Here is a 21,965-nt window from a genome sequence, read left to right as displayed (position 1 = left end):
AAATGGTACGGGGTGAAGCCCCTATCTTTAGCCATCTATTTTTTGATACCCTTTTATGCAGTTGTACACCCTTCCCATTGCGGAAACCGGATATTTTTCCAAGTTGATTTGCGACTATATAGACCGTTCGCCCCAATTGGATCCTTTTTATAACCGTTACCCGGAAATAGAAGGGTTTAAAGCGCAGATTCAGGAAAAACAGGAGTTTTTTACGGAAGAGAAACGTCAGGTTTTGGTATCGGCTTTACAAGGACAATATGCTAAAATCGTCCATTCAGATGCGGTAAAAGCCAATATTTCGGCTTTGGGGAACTCCAATACTTTTACCGTGGTAACCGGACATCAGTTGAACCTGTTTACCGGACCTTTGTATTTTTTGTACAAGATCATACACACCTTAAACAGTTGTGAAGCTTTGAAGAAGGCGTATCCCAAGGCCAATTTCGTTCCTGTGTATTGGATGGCGACCGAAGATCACGATTTTGACGAAATCAATTTCTTTAAGCTCAACGGAAAGAAAATACAATGGAACCGTGCCGATGGTGGTCCCGTAGGCCGATTCGATACTGAAGGATTAGAGGCCGTATTAGGGGTGTTGGAAGCGGAATTGGGCCCCGGAAAACATGCGCAGGCCTTGAAGGAGCTTTTTAGAAAAGCCTATTTAGTGCATGATAATTTAACTTCGGCCACCCGCTATTTGGTCAACCAACTTTTTGGCGATTATGGTCTGGTTATCGTTGATGGCGATGATGCAGCTTTAAAAGGCGAATTGGCACCCTATATAAAACAAGATCTGGAAAAACGCATATCGTTTACCCAAGTCAGTGAAACCGCCGCTCGACTAAAGCAGGTCGATTCAGACTATGTGGTGCAGGTAAATCCTAGGGAAATCAATTACTTTTATATAGAAGATGGGCTGCGGGAACGTATTTTGTATGATGGCCATAGTTTTAAGGTGAATAATACCGATGTCACTTGGACCAAGGATGAACTTTGGGAAGCGATAGATACCCATCCCGAACGGTTTTCGCCCAATGTAATCTGTAGGCCGCTGTATCAAGAAGTGATCTTGCCTAACCTTTGTTATATAGGCGGTGGTGGCGAATTAGCCTATTGGTTCGAGCTGAAGGCCTTTTTCGAGGCCATGCAGGTGCCTTTTCCTATGTTAATGCTGCGGAATTCGGTTTTGGTTTCAGATACCAAAGCCTATGATAAATTGAAGAAATTGGGTGTAGGGGTGTCTGAAATGTTCTTGAAAAAGAACCATTTGATAAACCGGAAGATCCGCGAGATCTCGAACATAGAGATCGATTTAGGTCCGCAAAAGAAATTGATTGAATCACAGTTCGCGGCCTTGCACGAATTGGCCCAGCAGACCGATGCCTCCTTTCTAGGGGCGGTACAGGCGCAAGAACGCAAACAGATCAAAGGCCTTGAACATTTGGAGAAACGGCTGTTAAAGGCCCAAAAAAGAAAATTGGCCGATCAGGTACAAAGACTCGCCGAGGCCCAAAACGTGTTGTTCCCAGAGGGTTCGTTACAAGAACGTAACCAGAATTTCTCGGAGCAATACCTGCGATATGGCCCTGACCTGATACCTGCTTTAAAATCGGTTCAAAAACCTTTTGAAAGTGACTTTATCGTAATGGTCCGTTAATGCAAGCCTTAGCCAAACGAAATGTTTTAATACTTATATCGGTTTTGGCCATAGTGGGCATTGCCTTTATGAAGGTTACACCAGAACTTGAAGATTCGGAACAAGCTTATTTAACGCAATGGTTGCAATGGGGGTATAACGATCAACCGCCATTGTATACTTGGTTGCAATATGGGTTTAACCAAATTTTTGGGCTAAACGCTTTTTCCTTTGCGTTTTTACGTGCTTTAGTATTTGGTGCAAGCCTTTGGGTAGGCTTCGGTTTCTATAGAAAGGTGGCAGATGCAAATCCTGATAAAGCCCTTTTCGCCCTGTTGTTATGGGTTTTGGTGCCCACCCTCATCGATTGGACATTTAGACGCCTTTCCCATACTTCTTTAATGAACCTTAGTGTTCTGGCCACGTATTGGGTGCTATTTCTTTTGATGAAGAAAAGAAACCTGAAAAATTACTTGCTGTTCGGATTGGTACTTGCTTTGGGCATGTTGAGCAAATACAATTATGTGTTGGTCTTAGCCAGTTTTGGCATAGGTACTTTAGTGGATAAACGGATAGCCAAAGTAATATTCCATCCCAAAATGCTACTAAGTGTATCGGTAGCTCTACTCTTGTGCTGGCCCCATTTTAATTGGGTTTTAGAATATCGGCATCTTATAGGGGAACGGGTTGCGGAAAAAACGGCGGGTTCGGGTTGGCCGGTGGTCTCAACCCTGTTGTCTTATCTTTCGGCCTTTTTGAAAATGGTTTGGCCCTTGCTATTGTTTTTGGTCTGGTATTTTTGGAAACAAAGACAAAGACCAGTGAAAAGGGCGGCCCTTATAATAGCTTACCCATTGTTTATTTTGTTTGTTGTCCAGGCTGTTGTCGTTCTTGTAGTTTTCCTGTTTATGGGCATACAAAAAGTAGAGACCCGTTGGTTATTACCACTTTTCTTGCCTTTTGTGCCTGTGTTGATAACAGCAATGAAGATTCCCGTCGAAAAGTATATTCCAAAGTTTTATCTCATTTTTTTATTGGTGATAGCGTTACAGTTTTTAAGAACTCCTGTAGAAAAGGTTTTTGGGATACCTTCAGCCGTACATTACAGTTTCAAACCCTTACACCAACATCTTCAGCAACACTATCCAGAAAGGTCATGGTTGTTTTTTGATATTACCTATGCCGGAAACATTCGATTGCTTGATAAACAAAAAGTGGTTGGCACATATGACGATTTTCTTCTATCGGAGAAACATTTGAAGTGGCCAAGGGTAAAAGTGATTACAAAATACGCCCATACGCCTGAGTGGGGCGCTCCTACCGATTCCATCACGGAATTCGGTCGTTTTAAGGAAACGGTATATCTGATTGATGAAACTACAGAGGTAAAATAGTTTTCTGAAACCTAGATGTATTTTTACTAATCCACTAATCCACTAATCCACTAATCCACTAATCCACTAAGGCACCAAGGCTTTCTTGCTCCATTCAAATCCGTCGGTAACGAACAGGGTCTTTTGGTGTCCGTTTTTACCCAATACCATACATTCGATTTGATGGGGTATGATATCTACAATGGTAAAGAAGTTTTCATTTACCAAATAATCCAAGCCGTCACTATCTAAAATGGCTCCGGGCGCCTTATGGGTAGTATAATCCCTTTGAAGGATCGGGGGCACATGGGCCCAAGTTTCTTGGGTGCGTTTAGGGTCGGTACAAATTTTCGCGGTACCGTCGAAACGGAACTGGATCATTTCCGCCGGGTCGTATAACGAAAGGCTTACTTTAGGGTTTTGGGAGATATGCTGCATTTTTAGGGCACGGCCATCACCATAAAAGCTAAGTGTGGCCTTGGGGTCTATGCTACGCACCATAACCGTTCTGACACGTGGGGCAAGGTCGCTACCTACTGTGGCCAAATTTCCATATCGAAACGAATGACGCTTATCGTCTAAGGCACTTTTAATTAGGTCGGTAATTTGGGAAATGGATTCAAAAAGCATAGTGGTTTTTATTTGAACAGGTTAATTTCGAGTAAAATTATTTCAACACCGGATTGGGGTCTTGGCCGGGTAGCTGTTGTTCGGTAAAGATACGGAATGTGTTAGGAGTCTATGATTAATTTTAAAATGGTAGAACTGTGCACAAGGCGTATCTTTGCCCTGTTTTTAAGACCAAAACATGCACGACATAGATATAGATATGGTAGACATGACCATGGATGTCATGAAATATGCCATTAATAGGATTACGACCACCAGTCCCGAACTGGGAAAGCCTAAAAAGGCCGAAGAACTTAAGGCTTTGGTTGGAGAGACCGTAACCCCGGAAGGAATAGGGGGCGAAAAGGCCTTTAACCTCTTTAAAGATGTATTGGTAAAGGCAACGGTGCCTATCGATCACCCGAGACACTTGGCCTTTGTGCCGGCGGCGCCGACCAGGGCTGCCATTATGTTCGATTTGGTTACTTCAGCTTCCAGTATACACGGTGCCTATTGGATGGAAGGGGCTGGCGGTATCTATTGTGAAAACGAGGCTATGAAATGGTTGGTTTCATTAACGGGTTTACCTGAAGGTGCTTTTGGGGTGTTTACCTCGGGAGGTACTGCGGCCAATCTATCGGCCATGGTTACGGCACGGGAGACCTGGCGGGCAAATCCAAAGAATCAAAATAAAAAGGGGGTTTTGGTTACCTCAATTGGGGCACACTCGTCCATTAAGGCCATGGCCAAGGTAATCGATGCCGAAGTGGTATTGGTAGAAACCGAAGACCGCATGAGTGGGACCGATCTAAAAATGGCCATTTCGACCATGGATGCCGATAAAAGACAACGTCTTTTTGCTGTAGTGGCTACCGGTGGTACTACCAATGCAGGTATAGTAGACGATTTAGACGGAATCGCCCAAGTATGTGAAACCGAAAATTTATGGTTCCATATCGATGGAGCTTATGGGGGTGGGGCCTTGGCTGCCGATTCCGTAAGGCATTTATTCAAAGGCGTAGAACGTTGCGATAGTATAACCATAGACCCGCATAAATGGTTGTTCTCGCCCTATGATTGTGGTGCGGTTATCTATAAAGAACCCGAGTTGGCAAAAAAGGCCCATGCGCAAGAAGGTTCATATTTAGAGATTTTTAAAGATGAAGGTGCCCATGGGTTCAATCCCTCGGATTATCAAATTCAATTAACCCGAAGGGTAAGGGGCTTACCGTTATGGTTTTCGTTGGCCATGCACGGTACGGATCGTTATAAATGGGCTGTGGAACAGGGCATAGCCTTGGCCCAGTTGGCCGGGAAACTGATTACGGAACACCCCGATGTAGAATTGGTACGCGAGCCTAGTTTGTCTTGTGTGTTGTTTAGAAGAAAAGGTTGGGGCGCCGATGATTACCGGAATTGGACCTACAAAAACCATGGCGAAGGTTTGGCCCTGGTTACCCCGACCAAGTGGAAAACACAAGACGGGTTTGAAACCGTGTCCAGGTTTTGCTTCATTAATCCGGATACTACCCAAGCCGATATCGAAGTAATTCTAAATTCGATGGGTTAAGTGTAGTGGTTCGTATAAACAGAAAATTTTAATTGGAGACCGTCTCTTCTTGGGCGGTCTCTTTTTTGTTTTGGCCATCGGTATATCCCAAGTAAAGTATACCGACCAGTAATAAGCCCATCGCGATAATAAAAACGATTTTGCTTAATTTTTTATGGTCTTCCATATTGGTTGTGTGTTGGTTAGAAGGATAACGCTAAGATATCCAATTTATGATGTTGTAGGAAAAATATGTGTTACCGTTCGTCGAATAAATGGTTTGGCCCTCAATAGTTTGCGTTTGCCTTGTAGAAGAATGTTTATGGCCTGTTGATTATTTCTGTTTAAAATATGGGTGTGTTACTTTCTGGTTCGGCCTAAAAAACTAATTTTGCGCATGCAGAATCACGTCCTTATTTTAGATTTCGGTTCCCAGTATACCCAATTGATCGCTAGACGCGTTCGGGAACTCAACATTTTCAGTGAAATTAAGCCCTATAACAAAGTTCCGGAAGACTTGTCGCCCTATAAAGCGGTAATCTTATCTGGTTCGCCATCTTCGGTACGTAGCGACGAAGCCCCGCATCCGGATCTAAGTGGTATTAAGGGTAAAAAACCATTGTTGGCCGTTTGTTATGGCGCCCAATACTTGGCCCATTTCCATGGGGGCAATGTAGCACCCTCCAATACCAGGGAGTATGGTAGGGCACGTTTGTCGCATATTGAAAATGATAATCTGTTTTTTCAAGACATTCCGGTGAATAGCCAGGTTTGGATGAGCCATAGCGACACCATAAAGGAATTGCCTACAGGGGCAAAGCTATTGGCCAGTACACACGATGTAGAAAATGCAGCCTATACCATTGAAGGCGAAGATACCTATGCGATACAATTCCACCCGGAAGTATACCACTCTGAACACGGCAAGCAATTGTTGGAGAATTTTTTGGTAAAGATAGCCCAAGTGGCCCAAGATTGGACCCCCGATTCTTTTGTAGAAAGTACAGTGGCCGAACTCAAAGCCAAAATCGGCGATGAAAAGGTGATTTTAGGTTTGTCTGGAGGGGTAGATTCTTCGGTGGCCGCCATGTTGTTACATAAAGCCATTGGCCAACAACTACATTGTATTTTCGTGAACAACGGACTCTTACGCAAAAACGAGTTTAGCGATGTGTTGGAACAGTACCAAGGTATGGGCTTGAATGTTAAAGGGGTAGATGCTTCGGCACGCTTTTTGGATGAATTGGCCGGAGAGGCCGATCCAGAGACCAAAAGAAAGATTATCGGACGGGTGTTCGTTGAGGTTTTCGACGACGAATCGCATTTGGTAGAAGGTGCCCAATGGTTGGCACAAGGTACCATTTATCCCGATGTGATCGAGTCGGTTTCGGCTACGGGCGGACCATCGGCAACCATAAAAAGTCACCATAACGTAGGCGGCTTGCCCGATTATATGAAGTTAAAGGTAGTAGAACCTTTAAAAATGTTGTTTAAAGATGAGGTAAGGCGTGTTGGGGCCAGTATGGGCTTGGATAAGGCTTTGTTGGGCCGTCATCCCTTTCCAGGGCCAGGTCTTGCCATTCGTATATTGGGTGATATCAGTGCCGAAAAAGTGGCCATGCTCCAAGAGGTAGATGCCATTTTTATCAACGGATTAAAAGAAAACGGACTCTACGACAAGGTATGGCAGGCCGGTGCCATGTTGCTTCCGGTAAATAGTGTAGGGGTTATGGGAGACGAACGTACCTATGAAAAATGTGTGGCCCTACGCGCAGTTGAAAGTACCGATGGTATGACCGCCGACTGGGTCAATTTACCCTATGAGTTCCTTCAAAAGGTATCTAACGATATCATAAACAAGGTTAGGGGGGTAAATCGTGTGGTGTATGACATTAGTTCCAAGCCGCCGGCAACCATAGAGTGGGAATAATACGTATACTATAAGGATACGTTATTGCCAATAATAACGTTGAAGACTAAAACGGGTCACGATGCATATGAAAGGAACAAGACGTATACTTTTTGTTTTAGGGTTGTTTATGGGTATGGCCGTGTCGGCCCAACAGTTTATAACCCATGCGGTAAAGGAAGGCGAAACATTATATTCGATTGCCAAAAAGTACAGGGTTACCCCATACAACATCCTCAAGCAAAATAAAGAATTAAAGGAAGGCGATGCCTTACAGCCCAATACCTTATTGGTAATACCGATGGGTGGGGTTCAAGAGGAGGCTGGCCAAGCCCAAGATTCTACCAAAACCGCGGCACGCGAACCTATTGGTTATACCAAACATAGGGTGCGTCGTAGGGAAACCTTGTTCGGCATTACTAAACGTTATCAGATTACAGAGGTAGAGTTAAAGCGCTATAATCCGCAATTGTATGCAAACTCCTTAAAAAAGGGGATGCAACTAAAAATCCCGAAATACCTTCGTGTGGCCCCTGAAGATTTGGTGGTTGAAGAAACCGAATGGGATACCTATATCGTAAAGCCTAAGGAAACCTTTTGGAGTATAGCCTATACTCACGGAATCACGGTAGATAGTCTACGTGTACTTAATCCGCAGTTAGAAGATATACTGCCTATGGGAGAGGCCCTTAAGGTGCCAAAGAAGCTGGGTAGTACCATCGAAGATCAATCCGTTGCCCTTTATCAATCCTATACCGTTCCGGCTAAAATGACCTTTTTTAGTCTGGGTCAGGAGTTTGGGGTTACTGAAGAGCAGATTAAGGAGTTGAATCCGGAAGTGGTAGAACGTGGTTTACAAGAAGGTATGATTATACGTTTGCCTAAACCAGAGCCTGAAACCGAGGTGGTAAATACCGAAAACTATAATTTTTATGAGGTTAAACCCAAACAGACCGAGTTTTCGCTAACCCGTCAATTGGGTATTTCCTATACCGATCTATTGGCCTTGAACCCAGATTTAAGTGAAGGTTTAAAAGCCGGAATGATCCTAAAGCTACCCAAGGATCTTGAGGGGGATTTTGAGGTAAAGAACGCTTTGATCTTGGACAAGGTGAACTTACTCGATAGTATTAACCCCATGCGTAAACCGAAGGTGTTATTCTTGTTGCCTTTTCGATTAGATAAGATAGATGTGGGCAATACCGAAAAAGCGAAAAAATCTTTACAGGGTAGGCGCGATGCCCATGCCAGTCTCGGACTGTATTCAGGGGCCATGATCGCTTTGGACTCCGTAAACCGATTGGGTATTTCGGTAGATGTCAAAACCTTGGATACCCGTTTGAGTCAGGGGTATGTAAAAGAACAACTGTCTACTGAGCTTTTAAGTAATTACGATGCTATCGTAGGGCCGTTGACCCCAAAAGCTTTGGATGAGGTAGCGGCCAGGGCTTCTGTCTTCAATGTGCCGGTAATCGCCCCGGCCCAATCGAGTAGTGATATCAGTCATGCCAATGTGTTCTATTCGGTACCTAAACCTGAAATGATGCGCGAGCGTTTGTTGGAACACGTGAGTGCGGCCTATACCGATGCCCATGTCATCGTGATTGCCGATGCCGCTAACAAAAAGACCGATTCCTTGATTCATCAAAGGTTTCCGAATGCCAAATCGCTGCAATTAAAAGAAAACCTGTCCCTGAATATCGACGATCTAACCGCAGCCGTTTCCGATAAAAAGCCGAATTGGGTGTTTTTAGAGTCCGACAATTTTAGGGTAGTCTCCAGTGTGGTCTCCATTTTAAATTCGGTACGTACCGAAGAGGTTGCCGTTAAATTGTTCACTACCCATAGGGGCAAAGGCTTTGAAAATCCTATGATCAATAGCTCGCACCTCTCCCAATTACAGTTTACCTATCCTTCGGCCTATAAACAGGTGGGTACCAATGCCTTTACCCAAAGGTATTTGAAACGTTTTGGTACCGAGCCGGATCGTTATGCTATTCGTGGTTTCGACCTAACCTATGATCTGTTGTTGAAATTGGCTTATAAGCCGGCCCTTGGACAAGTAACCGATATGGTGGGCGAAACAGTCTATAACGGAAACAAATTCGATTATTGGCGCGAAGGCTTTGAAGGCTATAGCAACAAGGCCTCCTATATTTTAGAGTTTTCCGAAATGCGTGTAAAAGAGATTGAAGCGGAATGACGGCCAAAGTAACTTATACGGGTAACCTGCGTACGCATTGTGTGCACCTGAAATCGGGTGATAGCTTTATTACCGATGCCCCAACCGATAACAACGGTCTGGGCGCTGCTTTTTCCCCTACCGATACCATTGCTACGGGCCTGGCCAGCTGTATTTTGACCATTATGGGTGTCAAGGCCCGTGATATGGAGCTGGATCTTACCGGGTCGGAGGTAGAGGTGACCAAACATATGGCCTCGAATCCACGACGTATTTCAAAAATAGAATTGTTACTGCGATTGCCTGCCATAGCTACGGAAAAGGAAAGAAAGGTGTTGGAGCATACGGCCCATACCTGTCCGGTGCACCATAGCCTGCATCCCGATATTGAAAAGCATATCGAATTCCGTTGGGAATTATAGGCTAGATTACTTACCAAGCAATCGGGTACCTTCTTTTACGGCCATTGGACTTAAAGTGGTGTTTGATACAAAGTGTCGCACCCATTCAGGGTCGGTTTTGCTGTATTGCCTAAGTGCCCAGCCGGAAGCCTTGTTCAGAAAGAATTCGTCTGAAGGTTGAAGTTGTGCAATAAAATAGGCCAAACGTTTGGTATCAGTTTCTGATTTATAGGTCAGCTGATACAAAAGACAAGAGCGCTGTAACCACATATTTCCAGAGGTCAACCATTGCTGGGTACTAGCTTCTATTTGTTGCGGGTAAAGTTTAAAAAACGAGCCCATTAGTTTCGAGGCGATAAGGTCCACCGTATCCCACCACGATTCTTGCAAGACCATGAATTCGAAAAGGCGCAAATGGGAGGGTTGCCACTGTTTGGTGTATTTGGTTAATAGATCTAGGGCGAAATACTTGTATTCCCGTTCGGGCCACAGCCATAACTCCCGAAGTATAGTATCTATTTCGGCGATATCTGGCCTGGCGGTTTTGATCAGAAAAGGTTTTTGTAAGGTCTTCCGCTCCGGACTTTTTATCCCCAGATAGGGGAATTGGTTCCGCATATAGGCCGACATGGCTTGTGCCCTAAGCGGGTTGGCAGCTTCCTGAAACAGCTGTTGTAATCGGTAATGGTCCATAGCGATTAAATTGGGGATTACTTTTTATAGCCTATTTTTGGTCTTGATGGTTTAGGTTTATCGGTTAAATGGAGCAAAGCTTGGTATATTTCTGCGAATTGCAGATCATAACGTGTTTCCATTTGTTCTACCTTTTTAAGTATTTCGTCATAGTTATTGGCTATTTTACGAAGTTGGATGAATGTTCTCACAATGGCTACGTTCATATCAATTGCCCTTTTGCTTCGTAAAACACTAGACAACATGGCTACACCAGCCTCGGTAAAGGCGTAGGGTTGGGCCCCGCCCAAGCGTTTTTTGGAAGGTATCACATTTTGTGATACCAAATAATCAATCTCTTGATGGGATAGTTCAAACATAAAATCATCAGGAAAACGATCCATATTCCTTTTAACAGCTTGCTTAAGTACTCGGGTTTCGACTTCGTATAGTTCCGCCAAATGAAAGTCGAGCATTACTTTTTCATTACGAAGGTTCAATATTTTCTGTAATATCCTTTCTTTGGGTAAGTGGGTTGTTTTCACGATTAAAATGTATTATCCCTAGACCATTATTGTCAATCCAATTAGAGGCGTTAAGTTCCGTTTACGTAATGCAAATGGAATTTAAAGCGCTTTCGTATCATTAAAAATAACTGGATGATATCAAAGTAAAAGGTGTTGGTTATTCCTACAAAATACGATTTTTAGACCGAAACCAAAAGATGGTTTCAATACTGTACCCAGTAAGAAAGGGAAGGGTTAAACGGTCACGCTACAAATGGCAAAAGCCTCGGCCAAAGTGTCCAACGAACCTTTTTCGGTGGGCAAGAATTCTTGGGCGACATAACCCTGGTATCCGGTACTGGCAATGGCCCGCATAATGGCCGGGTAATTCAATTCTTGCTGGTCATCTATTTCACATCTGCCCGGTACACCGGCCGTATGAAAATGACCAATATATGCGATATTATCCCGTATAGTCTTAATGATATCGCCTTCTTGGATCTGCATATGGTAGATGTCGTATAGCAGTTTAAAGTTTGGCCCCAAGGCTTGGCAAAGACGAACGCCCCATGCCGTTGAATCGCACATATAATCGGGATGGTCTTGTTGGTTAAAAAGCTCCATTTGGATGATTACCCCATGCTCTTCGGCCAATGAGCGTATTTGGGAAAGCCCGTCGATACAGTTTTGTATTCCGGTTTCGTCATCCATACCATTTCGGTTACCACTGAAACAGATTAGGTTTTTAAACCCGGCCTCGGCCACTTTTGGTATCATGTCACTATAACGGGCGATCAGTTCCGGATGGTGTTTGGGGTCGTTCCAGCCTTCTTCCAAACTTATTTCGGCCCCATTGCACATAGCGCAATGAAAGCCATGCTTTTTTAGTAAAGGCCATTGGTCCGGGCCCGCAAGGTCTATGGTTTGAACCCCCATGGCCTTTACCGCTAATAAAAAATCTTCGAACGAATACGGTTCAAAGGGCCAATGACAGACCGAATGTTTGATGACGTTGCCCATAGTTTGGAATTAATTGGGCCAAATTAAGGTTTCGGAATAAACTGGTGGGTAGTGGTAGGGTATTGTTGGGGTATAATACAAGGTAGAATCATCTGTATTCTACCAAAATTCAGAAGGTTGGGTGGGAAAAGAAAATAATTTGAAATAATTTGTAACGAAACCGTAAAGTTGCGGTTTACCCTTTCGAAAACCACCCTAAAAGATAGATTTGGATCCACTGTCCGACCACGCATTAATGCTTCAGGTAAGTGAAGGTAAGACCGAAACCTTAGGCCTTTTATATGAAAGGTACAAACGTCGTTTGTTTGGGTTTTTCTATCAGTTGGGGTGTGATAGGCAACAAAGTGAAGACCTGGTACAGGAAACCTTTATGCGGGTGTTGCGGTATCGGAAAACCTATACGAATGACAAGAATTTTATGGCCTGGTTGTTCCATATTGGACGTAATGTGTTCAATACGCATTATAGCAAACAGAATAGGCAAGGCCCTCAAGTAGAATTGGCCGATAACCGAATGGAGTTCGGGGCGGCTGAGGTAGAGTTGGCCTTCGACAGATCACACAATACCAGGCAGCTAGAAAAGGCTTTGAATAGCTTGACATTAGAGAACAAAGAATTGATCGTTTTGAATAAATTCAAGGAAATGCGCTATAAAGAAATTGCCGAAGTAGTGGGGTGTACCGAAGGTGCGGCCCGTACACGCACCCATAGGGCCTTACAGAAATTGAAGACTATTTTTTTTGAATTGGAAAAATCTGAGAGATGACTGAAAAAGAATTTTTAGAAGTACGCGAGGCCTATGTGTTGGGCGAGTTGTCGGCATCCGAGAACCAAGCGTGTAACAGTTTTTTGGAAAGGCATCCGCAGCATCAAGAAGAGGTAGACCGTTATGCCAGGTTACTTGATCGTTTAAATGAAATGGAAATTCCGGAACCATCATCGCAAATGGATGAGCGTTTCTATGCCGCCTTGAGAAAGGAGCAAAGTGAGGTTAAACCGTCCATTTGGCAACGATTGGAAACATTCGTATATCAATCATGGGTAAAACAATTGGCCTTTGGTCTGGTAGTGCTTGTAGCAGGCTTTCTGCTGGGGAAACAATACGAAACCATGCCGTCAGCTGATTTGGTGCAACAACAAACCGAGTCAAATGCAGATCATTCCCAAATGTTGGCCTTGTTGGAAGATGATATGGCCAGTAACCGTTTGGCGGCCTTGGAAGCCATCGGGCGTTTGCAAAAAGCCGATGCCATAGTGGTAAAGGCCCTATTCACTACCCTAAACAACGATAGTAACACAAATGTTCGTTTGGCTGCCCTCGAAGCCTTGATGCCCTTTGCACATAAACCCGAAGTACGCGAAGGCCTGGTCTATGCCATGGCCAGCCAAGAAGATGCCATGGTGCAGATTAGCTTGGCCGAGACCCTGTTGCAAATCCAGGCGAAAGAGGCCGTGCCCGTGCTTCAAGATATTATCCGTTCGGATCATATTAATGCGGTGGCCAAAGAAAAAATGGAAGAAACCGTGGCCCAGTTGGTCATGTAATATCAATCAAATCAATAGAAAACATGAAAAAAGGAATTTTAGTAGTAGTAACAGCGGTATTGGCCATGGGCGTCCGGGCTCAAAGTCATTCAGAAACCATCAAAAAAAATGTGGCACTTCCGGCCAAAGCATCGCAAAGCGAATTGGTGGTGAAGAACATCAATGGTAATGTGACCTTGGAAGCTTATAATGGTAAGGAGCTAGTTTTCGAAGTGGAAAAAAACATTAATGCCAAAAGCCAGTCGAAGTTAGAGCAAGGGAAATCCGAGATAGGGTTTGAGATCGAAAAGGAAGGCAATACCATTTATGCCTATTGCGATACCCCGTATAGCCGATTCGATTTCGAGAAAGGACATTTTAACCACAATAGTTCCAATTATAAATATCGCTTTGTTCTCGATATGAAGATAAAAGTGCCCCAAGGCGTTAGTGTAGATGTGAGCACCATTAACAACGGAAATGTGGTATTAAGAAACCTGAAAGCCGATGAGATCTCGGCCAATAATATCAACGGGGGCATAGATTTGGTCAATGTTTCCGGAAAGGTGTCCGTAAATGCCCTCAATAAAGATATCAATGTGTCTTTTGCCCAAAATCCTACCCAAGACAGTAGTTTTAAATCCCTTAATGGCGATATAAATGTGGAGTGCAACGGAGCTTTGGATGCCGAGGTCCGTTTTAAAAGCCTGAATGGGGATCTATATACCAATTTTGATGCCAGTAATATGGCCCCAGAGCTGGAAAAAACCAGTAGTAAGGGTAAAGGTTTCCGGGTAAAGGTAGGTAGTAACGAACGCTATAGGATAGGTAACGGAGGTCCGGTATTGTCCTTCGATGTGTTAAATGGCGATGTGACCCTTAAAAAGTAAAAAGATGTTAGTTAAGAAACTTTGGATATTAGGAGTCTTTGCCCTGATCGGTTTTTGGGGTAATGCCCAATCTATGGAGGCCTTGGAGGTACCCTTGTCCAACCCGGATGAGCCGGGTCAATTAAAGATAAGTATCATCAGTGGTTCTATAGAAGTAGAGGGGTATTCGGGGAAAACCGTAATCATTGAGGCCGATAAAAGAGGCGGGCAAAGAAGTAGGCCCAAAACTAAGAACGGATTGAAACGATTGTCTTCCGGTAATCTCGATATTTCGGTAGAAGAGCGCAATAATACGGTACGCATATCCACCTTTCCTTCCGGTTCCACCGATTTTAAGATCAAGGTGCCCCGAAAATTCTCTTTGAAATTAGGCACTGTAAATTCCGGCAAGATCAAGGTGCATAATGTTGCAGGCGATATTGAAGCCAGTAATACCAATGGTGCAATTATTATGACTGATATTTCAGGTTCCGTAGTGGCCGATGCGCTTAACCAAGATATTACGGTAAGTTTTACGGGGGTAAACGGAAAACCCATGGCCTTTAGTGGACTTAATGGCGATATTGACCTGACATTTCCGGCCAATTTTAAGGGTACCATTAAGGCGAATTCCGAGTTTGGCGAAGTGTTTTCCGATTTCGATATGAAGTTAAAAGTGGCCGAGCAACCTGTAAAACGCAGTAGTGCCAATGGGGTCTATAAAGTAAAGCGCGAAGGTTGGATCTATGCCGATATCAATGGCGGTGGCCCAGAGATCCGCTTTAAAACCTTGAATGGCGATATTCTAATCCGTAAGAAATAGTAAGGAATACGTATTGATTCCACTTAAATCATGATCAAAAGGCCAAGGTTCATTCTACTTTGGCCTTTTGACTATTTATGGATTGCCATCAAGTTTGGGGTAGGGTGGAAAATAATACTTCAAAGACCCAAGAGGTATCGGCGCAATTTGTACCTTTGCATGCGTTATAAATTCAAGTTAACGCTACATGTCACAGACAAAATATGTTTTTGTTACCGGAGGGGTAACTTCTTCCTTGGGAAAAGGGATAATTGCCGCCTCATTGGCCAAATTACTTCAGGCTAGGGGATTCCGGACCACCATTCAAAAATTCGACCCTTATATTAACGTTGATCCGGGTACATTGAATCCGTACGAACATGGCGAATGTTATGTAACCGACGATGGGGCCGAAACCGATTTGGATTTGGGGCATTACGAGCGTTTCTTGAATGTGCCTACTTCCCAAGCCAATAATGTCACTACCGGACGCATTTACCAAAGTGTAATCGAAAAAGAGCGTCGAGGCGAGTTTTTAGGGAAGACCGTACAGGTAGTACCCCATATTACCAACGAGATCAAAGAGCGTATCCAATTATTGGGTAATTCTGGTGAGTACGATATCGTTATTACCGAATTAGGGGGTACCGTGGGTGATATTGAGTCCTTACCTTATATAGAGGCCGTGCGTCAATTGACCTGGGAGCTTGGGGAACATAATTCCATTGTGATCCATTTAACCCTGATCCCGTATTTATCAGCGGCGGGCGAACTAAAAACCAAACCCACCCAACACTCGGTAAAAACCTTGATGGAAAGTGGTATTAAAGCCGATATTTTGGTTTGTAGGACGGAACACCAGATTTCCGACGATATCAAACGTAAACTGGCCTTGTTCTGCAATGTACAACGAGATGCGGTAATACAATCCATAGATGCATCGACCATTTACGATGTACCCATGTTGATGCAGGAAGAAGGTTTGGATGTGGTGGCCTTAAAGAAATTGGATTTGCCCATGATGCCGGCGCCCGACCTTACGCTTTGGAAAGAATTCCTTACCAGACATAAAAATCCTAAAGAAGAAGTCACCATAGGCCTTATCGGGAAATACGTAGAACTACAAGACTCCTATAAATCCATTTTGGAAGCCTTCATCCATGCCGGGGCCGTAAACGAGGTTAAGGTTAAAGTGAAGTCGATACATTCCGAATCGTTGGAAGCAGCCGATGTAGCCAACCAACTTAAAGGCTTGGACGGTATATTGGTAGCTCCCGGATTTGGGGAGCGTGGTATAGAAGGAAAGATCGCGGCCGTACAATTCGCACGGGAGAACTGCATTCCGTTTTTGGGTATATGCTTGGGCATGCAAATGGCCGTTATCGAATATGCCAGAAATGTCTTGAAACTTGATGGGGCCAACTCCAAGGAAATGGATGAGAATACACCGCATCCGGTAATTAGTTTAATGGAAGAACAAAAGAACATTACCGATATGGGCGGTACCATGCGTCTGGGTAGTTGGGGTTGTAAACTATCCGACGACACCTTGGTGAAAGCCGTATATGATGGGGCCGACGATATTTCCGAAAGGCACCGCCATCGCTACGAGTTCAATAGTGAGTACCGTACCCAATTGGAAGAAAATGGCATGGTGGCCTCAGGGATTAACGCCGACACTGGCTTGGTTGAGGTAGTCGAGTTACCGGCCCACCCCTGGTTTATCGGGGTACAATACCATCCGGAGTATAAAAGTACCGTTGCCAATCCGCACCCTTTGTTCGTCGGTTTGGTAAAGGCGGCCCTCACCCATAAAAAGAAGTAAAAAACTTGGGAAATTGCCAAAATGGCATACTCTGGTAATTTGGACTTATATTTGCCCGTTTGACGGAAACTAGCACTAGAAAATAGATGGAAGAAAAGAAATTCGACAAGAATTATATTATAGGCATGGTCTTGATCTTCGGATTAATGATACTCATGTTCTATCAAAACCAACCCACTGCCGAAGAGTTGGAGGCTCAAAAGGCCGAACAGGCAAAAGTGGAGGCAGCAGCCGAACAGGCTGAGGAGCAAGCCACTACGACCGCCCAACCGGCTAGCTTGAACTTATCCGATTCTACCACCGTAGCCCAATACCAGAAAACCATTGGTGCCTTTGCCAATACCACATTTTCTGACGGAACCACGGTATTGGAGAACGAAGTACTTCGATTGGAAGTGGCCAATAAGGGCGGACAGATCGTAGTGGCGCGAATGCAAGACTATATTACCTACGATTCGATTCCGGTGAATTTGGTCAAAGACGGTAATGCCTCATTCGGCCTCACTTTTAGTACCCAGGACAATAGGGTGCTCGATACCCGCGAATTGTATTTCGAGCCCGAATTGACCAAAAACGGTGAGAACCAGGTGCTTTCGATGAAGGCCAAGGTATCGGCCAATCAGTTTTTAGAGTATCGTTATGAAATGAAACCGGCAGAATATCTAGTCGATTTCACCATTCGTTCCCAAGGATTGGGACAAGTAATCAACAGCGGGAAACCGATCGCGTTGCAATGGGATCAGACCGGTATCCGTCATTCTAAAAGTATCACCTATGAAAACAGGTATACCCGGCTAACCTATAAACATGATGGGGGTAAGGATAGTAAACTGTCCGAGGCCAGTGACGACGATGAGACCGGGGAGGTTAACGTAGAGTGGATTTCGTACCGACAACACTTCTTTAGCTCTATTTTAGGCAGCAAAACACCATTTACGTCGGCCGATTTGGTTTCCAAGAATTTGGTAGAGGAAGAAAGCCGCACGGCAGAGTTCACCAAAGCCTATAGTGCAACCATGCCAATAGCCCTACAAGGTGGCGAATTGGCCCAGAATATGTATTGGTATTACGGGCCAACCGATGCCAAGACCATGGCCCGTTATAAAGAATTGAACCTCGAGGACTCCATTCCTTTCGGCTGGGGTATCATCGGCTGGATAAACCGCTATGTTTTTACACCCCTGTTTAGCTTTTTGGGAGGTATGTTACCTGCGGGAATAGCCATAATACTCATGACCATTCTAGTGCGTTTGGCCATGGCGCCCGTTACCTATAAGTCTTATGTACAGCAGGTAAAGATGAAGGTGCTAAGGCCCGAGATCAATGAGATCAATGAAAAGCATAAGGACGATGCCATGAAGAAACAACAGGCTACCATGAAGTTGTATGGTAAGGCTGGGGTGAGTCCGATGAGTGGTTGTATTCCGGCTTTGATCCAAATGCCTATTTTCTATTCCTTATTCATGTTCTTTCCAACGGCCTTGGCCTTGCGACAGAAATCTTTTTTATGGGCCGAGGATCTTTCGTCTTACGATACCATTTTTGAATTGCCGTTCAATATTCCGTTTTATGGCGATCACGTAAGTCTGTTCCCGATTTTAGCTTCGGTGGCCATCTTCTTTTATATGCAGATGACCACAGGGCAGAACATGCCACAGCAGCAACCCGGTATGCCGAACATGAAGTTCATTATGTACCTATCTCCATTTATTATGTTGGTGTTCTTTAACAATTACGCCAGTGGATTGAGTTTGTACTACTTCATTTCCAACCTGATTACCATCTTTATTATGTTGGCCATCAAAAACTGGATTTTGGACGAGGATAAGATTCATGCCCAGATCCAAGAGAACAAAAAGAAACCGAAAAAGGAAAACAAGTTCCAGAAGAAAATGCGCGAAATGATGGAACAGGCCGAGGCTCAAAAGAACCAAGGTAAAAAGTAATCCTTTTTCTCAAAATAAATTAAAGCCCTGCCTTTTAGGTGGGGCTTTTTGTTTTCCCTTGTTACCTCAATCTAAGTAGCGTGCAAAGAGCTTTTACCGCCGATGTAATGAAAAGTAATCCCTACACTTAAAAAGTTTGTGTTTTTATGGGGCCCGGTATAAGTTGGAAGAACATATAATTTGTTAACGTTTTACGATAAAAACAAATAAAAAACAAAAGTGTCGTACTGCTTTTTATGGAGGTTATGTGCGTTTTATCGAAAAGCGTGTGACTTTGTTAAATATTTATTAACTTTTAACGTGCGTAAAATCTGTTCGTTAGTAAGGTTTTTATGCACTTCCCCTTATTATACCTTTTTCGAAATCTATTTGTGTGTTATGGTACCTAACCTTAAAACACACTACCATGGGGAAAACTACTTTTCGACTATTTTTTAAATTTATTTTGTTTTTTTTCCTAGGCTTGCCAGTTGTTCAAGCCCAGGTCGATACACCTTGCGAGGGTGCACAAAGATGGGAAGGAGGTGCTACGTGGAATGCAAATGAAACCATTAACGATGCTCCGAATTCACCAGCTCCTAATGGAATTGTGCGTTGTGGAAGTTCTGCGGAAACCCAGTCTGGCATTGATCCGTTTAATGGGAGCATCTATAATTCATCTTCTTTTTTGGTGGATGTGACAGGTCATAGCTGTATTGACCCCAGTTCGGGTTTACCGGTTACTCCGACCAATCCTACTAATGGTCAACCTATTATTTGGCTAAATTTTGATGTACGGGCAAATGGAGGCTCTTTTCAAGTGCAAATTAATGATAATTCGGGCGATACTATTGGTTGGGCATTATACGCATCAAGCACTAATCAAAATGGAACTTCCTTGGCTTCTAATGGTGAACAATTGAGTGGAGACTGCTCTCAATTGACATTACAAGCCTGTGGGGTGGAAAGCTCGAATACTTGGAACACCTTGCCTGTTCCTGATTTTTCCTTAACTACAAATTACTATTTAGCGATTTGGGACCAAGATGCCGACGGTAATCTATCGGTTAATAATTTCAAGGCTAGATTTGGTTGTGGGGATTCCAGTGTTTTAGTCTGTAATATTGAATCAGAAACACCTCAAACAGAATGTAATGAAGATGATGGTACATATACTTTATCAATACCAGTTAATGGAATCAATGGGGAGTTCGTTGCATATGATCCTAACGCAACACCTTCATTGTCAGCTCCTATTTGCTTAACGAATTCGGGTTCAACCAATGTAACATCAGGAATATTGGAATTGACATACCCTCAAGGAGTAAATTATAATGTAACCATATTCGAAACTACTAATTCGGCACCACCAGTGCCAGTAACACCAAGTGGAAGTTGTCAACATCCAGATACGCTTTTAGGTGGTGCGGATGAGTGTGTGTTGAATGTTTCCGGTACCGCTCCGGTTTGTTTTGTTTGCCCCATTTTAACCAATGCTTCTCCAAATATTAATACTTGTGAAGATAGTCAAGGTCAATTTTTGTCGGTTCAAACTGATGTCTCTGAAATTGATATTGAATTTAGGTTGTTCAATTCCCAAGTTGGAAATCCTTATTCCGGAGGCACTCCATTAGGGTCTGCGGTCACACCTTCTGGTTCACCTTTAACCGCTACTTCAACCGTCGGGATTTCAGGTTTGGCTCCCGGTACGTACTATGCTTATGCCATTTTAGATACAGATGATCCGGATTTAACCGATTCGAATTGTAGACCGTTTGAAGAGATACTGATTGTTATCGATTCAAAACCATCCATTGATATACCCAATCAAGAAATATGTGATAGCACAACAAGCGTAAATTTAACGGTTTTGGAACCCGATGGTCAGACCGGAGGCGTGTGGAGCAACGGTGACGGCGATCTTGGCGATGCCACAGCGGCCGACCCGACCACCGGGCCGTTCACCTATACCTATACGGATGCTAATGGCTGTGTGGGCAGTGATGAGGTTACCTATACTATTTTACAGGAACTGGAGGCCGAGGCCGGTGAGGACCAGACGATCTGTTCTGGCGCTACGGTATCCCTTTCGGGCAACCCATCCCCCGGGATGTGGAGCACGGCCGGCGATGGTACCTTCGACGATGCCAGTTCAGCCACAGCGGTCTATACCCCGGGAGCTAACGATATAAGCGGTGGCACCGTGGTACTTACTTGGACCACCGAAGACCCCTCCGGCCCCTGCGTTGGGGACTCCGATACGATGACCGTAACCATAAACGAGGAGTTGGTGGCCGAGGCCGGTGATGACCAGACAATCTGTTCTGGTGCTACGGTTAGCCTAACGGGCAGCCCATCCCCCGGGATGTGGAGCACGGCCGGCGATGGTACCTTCGACAATGCCAGTTCCGCCACAGCGGTCTATACCCCTGGAGCTAACGATATAAGCGGTGGCACCGTGGTACTTACCTGGACCACCGAAGACCCCTCCGGCCCCTGCGTTGGGGATTCCGATACGATGACCGTAACCATAAACGAGGAGTTGGTGGCCGAGGCCGGTGATGACCAGACGATCTGTTCGGGAGGTATGGTTAGCCTAACGGGCAATCCTTCCCCCGGGATGTGGAGCACGGCCGGCGATGGTACCTTCGACAATGCCAGTTCCGCTACAGCGGTCTATACCCCGGGTGCGAACGATATAAGCGGTGGCACCGTGGTACTTACCTGGACCACCGAAGATCCTACCGGCCCCTGTGTTGGTGATTCCGATACGATGACCGTCATCATAAACGAGGAATTGGTGGCCGAGGCCGGTGAGGACCAGACGATCTGTTCGGGAGGTATGGTTAGCCTAACGGGCAACCCATCCCCCGGGATGTGGAGCACGGCCGGCGATGGTACCTTCGACAATGCCAGTTCCGCTACAGCGGTCTATACCCCTGGAGCTAACGATATAAGCGGTGGCACCGTGGTACTTACCTGGACCACCGAAAACCCCTCCGGCCCCTGTGTTGGGGACTCCGATACGATGACGGTAACGATAAACGAGGAGTTGGTTGCCGAGGCCGGTGACGACCAGACGATCTGTTCGGGAGGTATGGTTAGCCTAACGGGCAACCCATCCCCCGGGATGTGGAGCACGGCAGGCGATGGTACCTTCGAC

General features: G+C 44.7%; 17 protein-coding genes and 1 pseudogene. 13 read left to right on the top strand and 5 right to left on the bottom strand.

From position 1 onward, the window contains the following. The first annotated feature begins 55 nt into the window (after positions 1-55). Both bshC and B7P33_RS02370 read left to right on the top strand, forming a co-directional pair. A complete protein-coding gene (gene bshC, locus B7P33_RS02375; RefSeq protein ID WP_097440349.1) occupies positions 56-1,657 on the top strand; it encodes a bacillithiol biosynthesis cysteine-adding enzyme BshC in 1,602 nt (533 codons plus the stop codon). Beyond that, the gene (locus B7P33_RS02370; RefSeq protein ID WP_097440348.1) at positions 1,657-3,030 is read left to right on the top strand and encodes a glycosyltransferase family 39 protein; all 1,374 of its coding nucleotides are present in this window, start codon (positions 1,657-1,659) and stop codon (positions 3,028-3,030) included. The genes bshC and B7P33_RS02370 overlap by 1 nt, the downstream gene beginning before the upstream one ends. Positions 3,031-3,096: 66 nt before the next feature. Here B7P33_RS02370 and B7P33_RS02365 read toward each other — a convergent pair whose 3' ends face one another. Beyond that, positions 3,097-3,639, bottom strand: a complete 543-nt coding sequence (locus B7P33_RS02365) for a pyridoxamine 5'-phosphate oxidase family protein (protein WP_097440347.1) — start codon at positions 3,637-3,639, stop codon at positions 3,097-3,099. A 178-nt stretch (positions 3,640-3,817) separates the two neighbouring features. Here B7P33_RS02365 and B7P33_RS02360 point away from each other — a divergent pair, with 178 nt between their 5' ends. After that, complete coding sequence (locus tag B7P33_RS02360; RefSeq protein WP_097440346.1) at positions 3,818-5,188, top strand: pyridoxal phosphate-dependent decarboxylase family protein; 1,371 nt, start codon at positions 3,818-3,820, stop codon at positions 5,186-5,188. Between the two features lie 28 nt (positions 5,189-5,216). Here B7P33_RS02360 and B7P33_RS19300 read toward each other — a convergent pair whose 3' ends face one another. Then, positions 5,217-5,354, bottom strand: a complete 138-nt coding sequence (locus tag B7P33_RS19300; protein ID WP_172435831.1) for a hypothetical protein — start codon at positions 5,352-5,354, stop codon at positions 5,217-5,219. 210 nt (positions 5,355-5,564) lie between these two features. Between B7P33_RS19300 and guaA the strand changes: the two genes are divergently transcribed. The 3 genes from guaA (at position 5,565) to B7P33_RS02345 (ending at position 9,680) form a co-directional block, all read left to right on the top strand. Beyond that, complete coding sequence (guaA, locus tag B7P33_RS02355) at positions 5,565-7,097, top strand: glutamine-hydrolyzing GMP synthase (protein ID WP_097440345.1); 1,533 nt, start codon at positions 5,565-5,567, stop codon at positions 7,095-7,097. 67 nt (positions 7,098-7,164) lie between these two features. Beyond that, positions 7,165-9,279, top strand: a complete 2,115-nt coding sequence (locus tag B7P33_RS02350; RefSeq protein ID WP_245871611.1) for a PBP1 and LysM peptidoglycan-binding domain-containing protein — start codon at positions 7,165-7,167, stop codon at positions 9,277-9,279. Beyond that, complete coding sequence (locus B7P33_RS02345) at positions 9,276-9,680, top strand: OsmC family protein (RefSeq protein WP_097440343.1); 405 nt, start codon at positions 9,276-9,278, stop codon at positions 9,678-9,680. Before B7P33_RS02350 ends, B7P33_RS02345 begins: the two co-directional genes overlap by 4 nt. A gap of 6 nt (positions 9,681-9,686) precedes the next feature. On the opposite strand, the gene B7P33_RS02340 is transcribed toward B7P33_RS02345, so the two are convergent. The 3 genes from B7P33_RS02340 to B7P33_RS02330 form a co-directional block, all read right to left on the bottom strand. Next, positions 9,687-10,352, bottom strand: a complete 666-nt coding sequence (locus B7P33_RS02340) for a DNA alkylation repair protein (protein WP_097440342.1) — start codon at positions 10,350-10,352, stop codon at positions 9,687-9,689. Positions 10,353-10,369: 17 nt separating this feature from the next. Continuing rightward, the gene (locus B7P33_RS02335; protein ID WP_245871609.1) at positions 10,370-10,876 is read right to left on the bottom strand and encodes an ORF6N domain-containing protein; all 507 of its coding nucleotides are present in this window, start codon (positions 10,874-10,876) and stop codon (positions 10,370-10,372) included. Positions 10,877-11,092: 216 nt separating this feature from the next. Beyond that, a complete protein-coding gene (locus B7P33_RS02330; RefSeq protein ID WP_097440341.1) occupies positions 11,093-11,857 on the bottom strand; it encodes a hydroxypyruvate isomerase family protein in 765 nt (254 codons plus the stop codon). A 208-nt stretch (positions 11,858-12,065) separates the two neighbouring features. Between B7P33_RS02330 and B7P33_RS02320 the strand changes: the two genes are divergently transcribed. The 7 genes and pseudogenes from B7P33_RS02320 to B7P33_RS19295 all read left to right on the top strand — a co-directional run. Beyond that, complete coding sequence (locus B7P33_RS02320) at positions 12,066-12,623, top strand: RNA polymerase sigma factor (protein WP_141402373.1); 558 nt, start codon at positions 12,066-12,068, stop codon at positions 12,621-12,623. Continuing rightward, positions 12,620-13,402: a HEAT repeat domain-containing protein gene (locus B7P33_RS02315; RefSeq protein WP_097440338.1), complete on the top strand. Its 783-nt coding sequence runs from the start codon at positions 12,620-12,622 to the stop codon at positions 13,400-13,402. Before B7P33_RS02320 ends, B7P33_RS02315 begins: the two co-directional genes overlap by 4 nt. A 23-nt stretch (positions 13,403-13,425) precedes the next feature. After that, a complete protein-coding gene (locus tag B7P33_RS02310; protein WP_097440337.1) occupies positions 13,426-14,271 on the top strand; it encodes a DUF4097 family beta strand repeat-containing protein in 846 nt (281 codons plus the stop codon). Between the two features lie 4 nt (positions 14,272-14,275). Next, positions 14,276-15,073 carry a DUF4097 family beta strand repeat-containing protein gene (locus B7P33_RS02305; protein ID WP_141402372.1) on the top strand — a complete coding sequence of 266 codons (798 nt, stop codon included), beginning with the start codon at positions 14,276-14,278 and terminating at the stop codon, positions 15,071-15,073. 187 nt (positions 15,074-15,260) lie between these two features. Then, positions 15,261-16,877, top strand: a complete 1,617-nt coding sequence (locus tag B7P33_RS02300) for a CTP synthase (RefSeq protein ID WP_097440335.1) — start codon at positions 15,261-15,263, stop codon at positions 16,875-16,877. 86 nt (positions 16,878-16,963) lie between these two features. Next, positions 16,964-18,823, top strand: a complete 1,860-nt coding sequence (gene yidC / locus B7P33_RS02295) for a membrane protein insertase YidC (protein ID WP_097440334.1) — start codon at positions 16,964-16,966, stop codon at positions 18,821-18,823. A gap of 1,519 nt (positions 18,824-20,342) precedes the next feature. Next, positions 20,343-21,965 (top strand): annotated as a pseudogene (locus B7P33_RS19295) (hypothetical protein); the annotation flags it as partial.

The organism is Sediminicola luteus (assembly GCF_002514735.1).
Taxonomy (GTDB): domain Bacteria; phylum Bacteroidota; class Bacteroidia; order Flavobacteriales; family Flavobacteriaceae; genus HQA918.
This window is presented reverse-complemented; position numbering and strand designations above follow the sequence as displayed.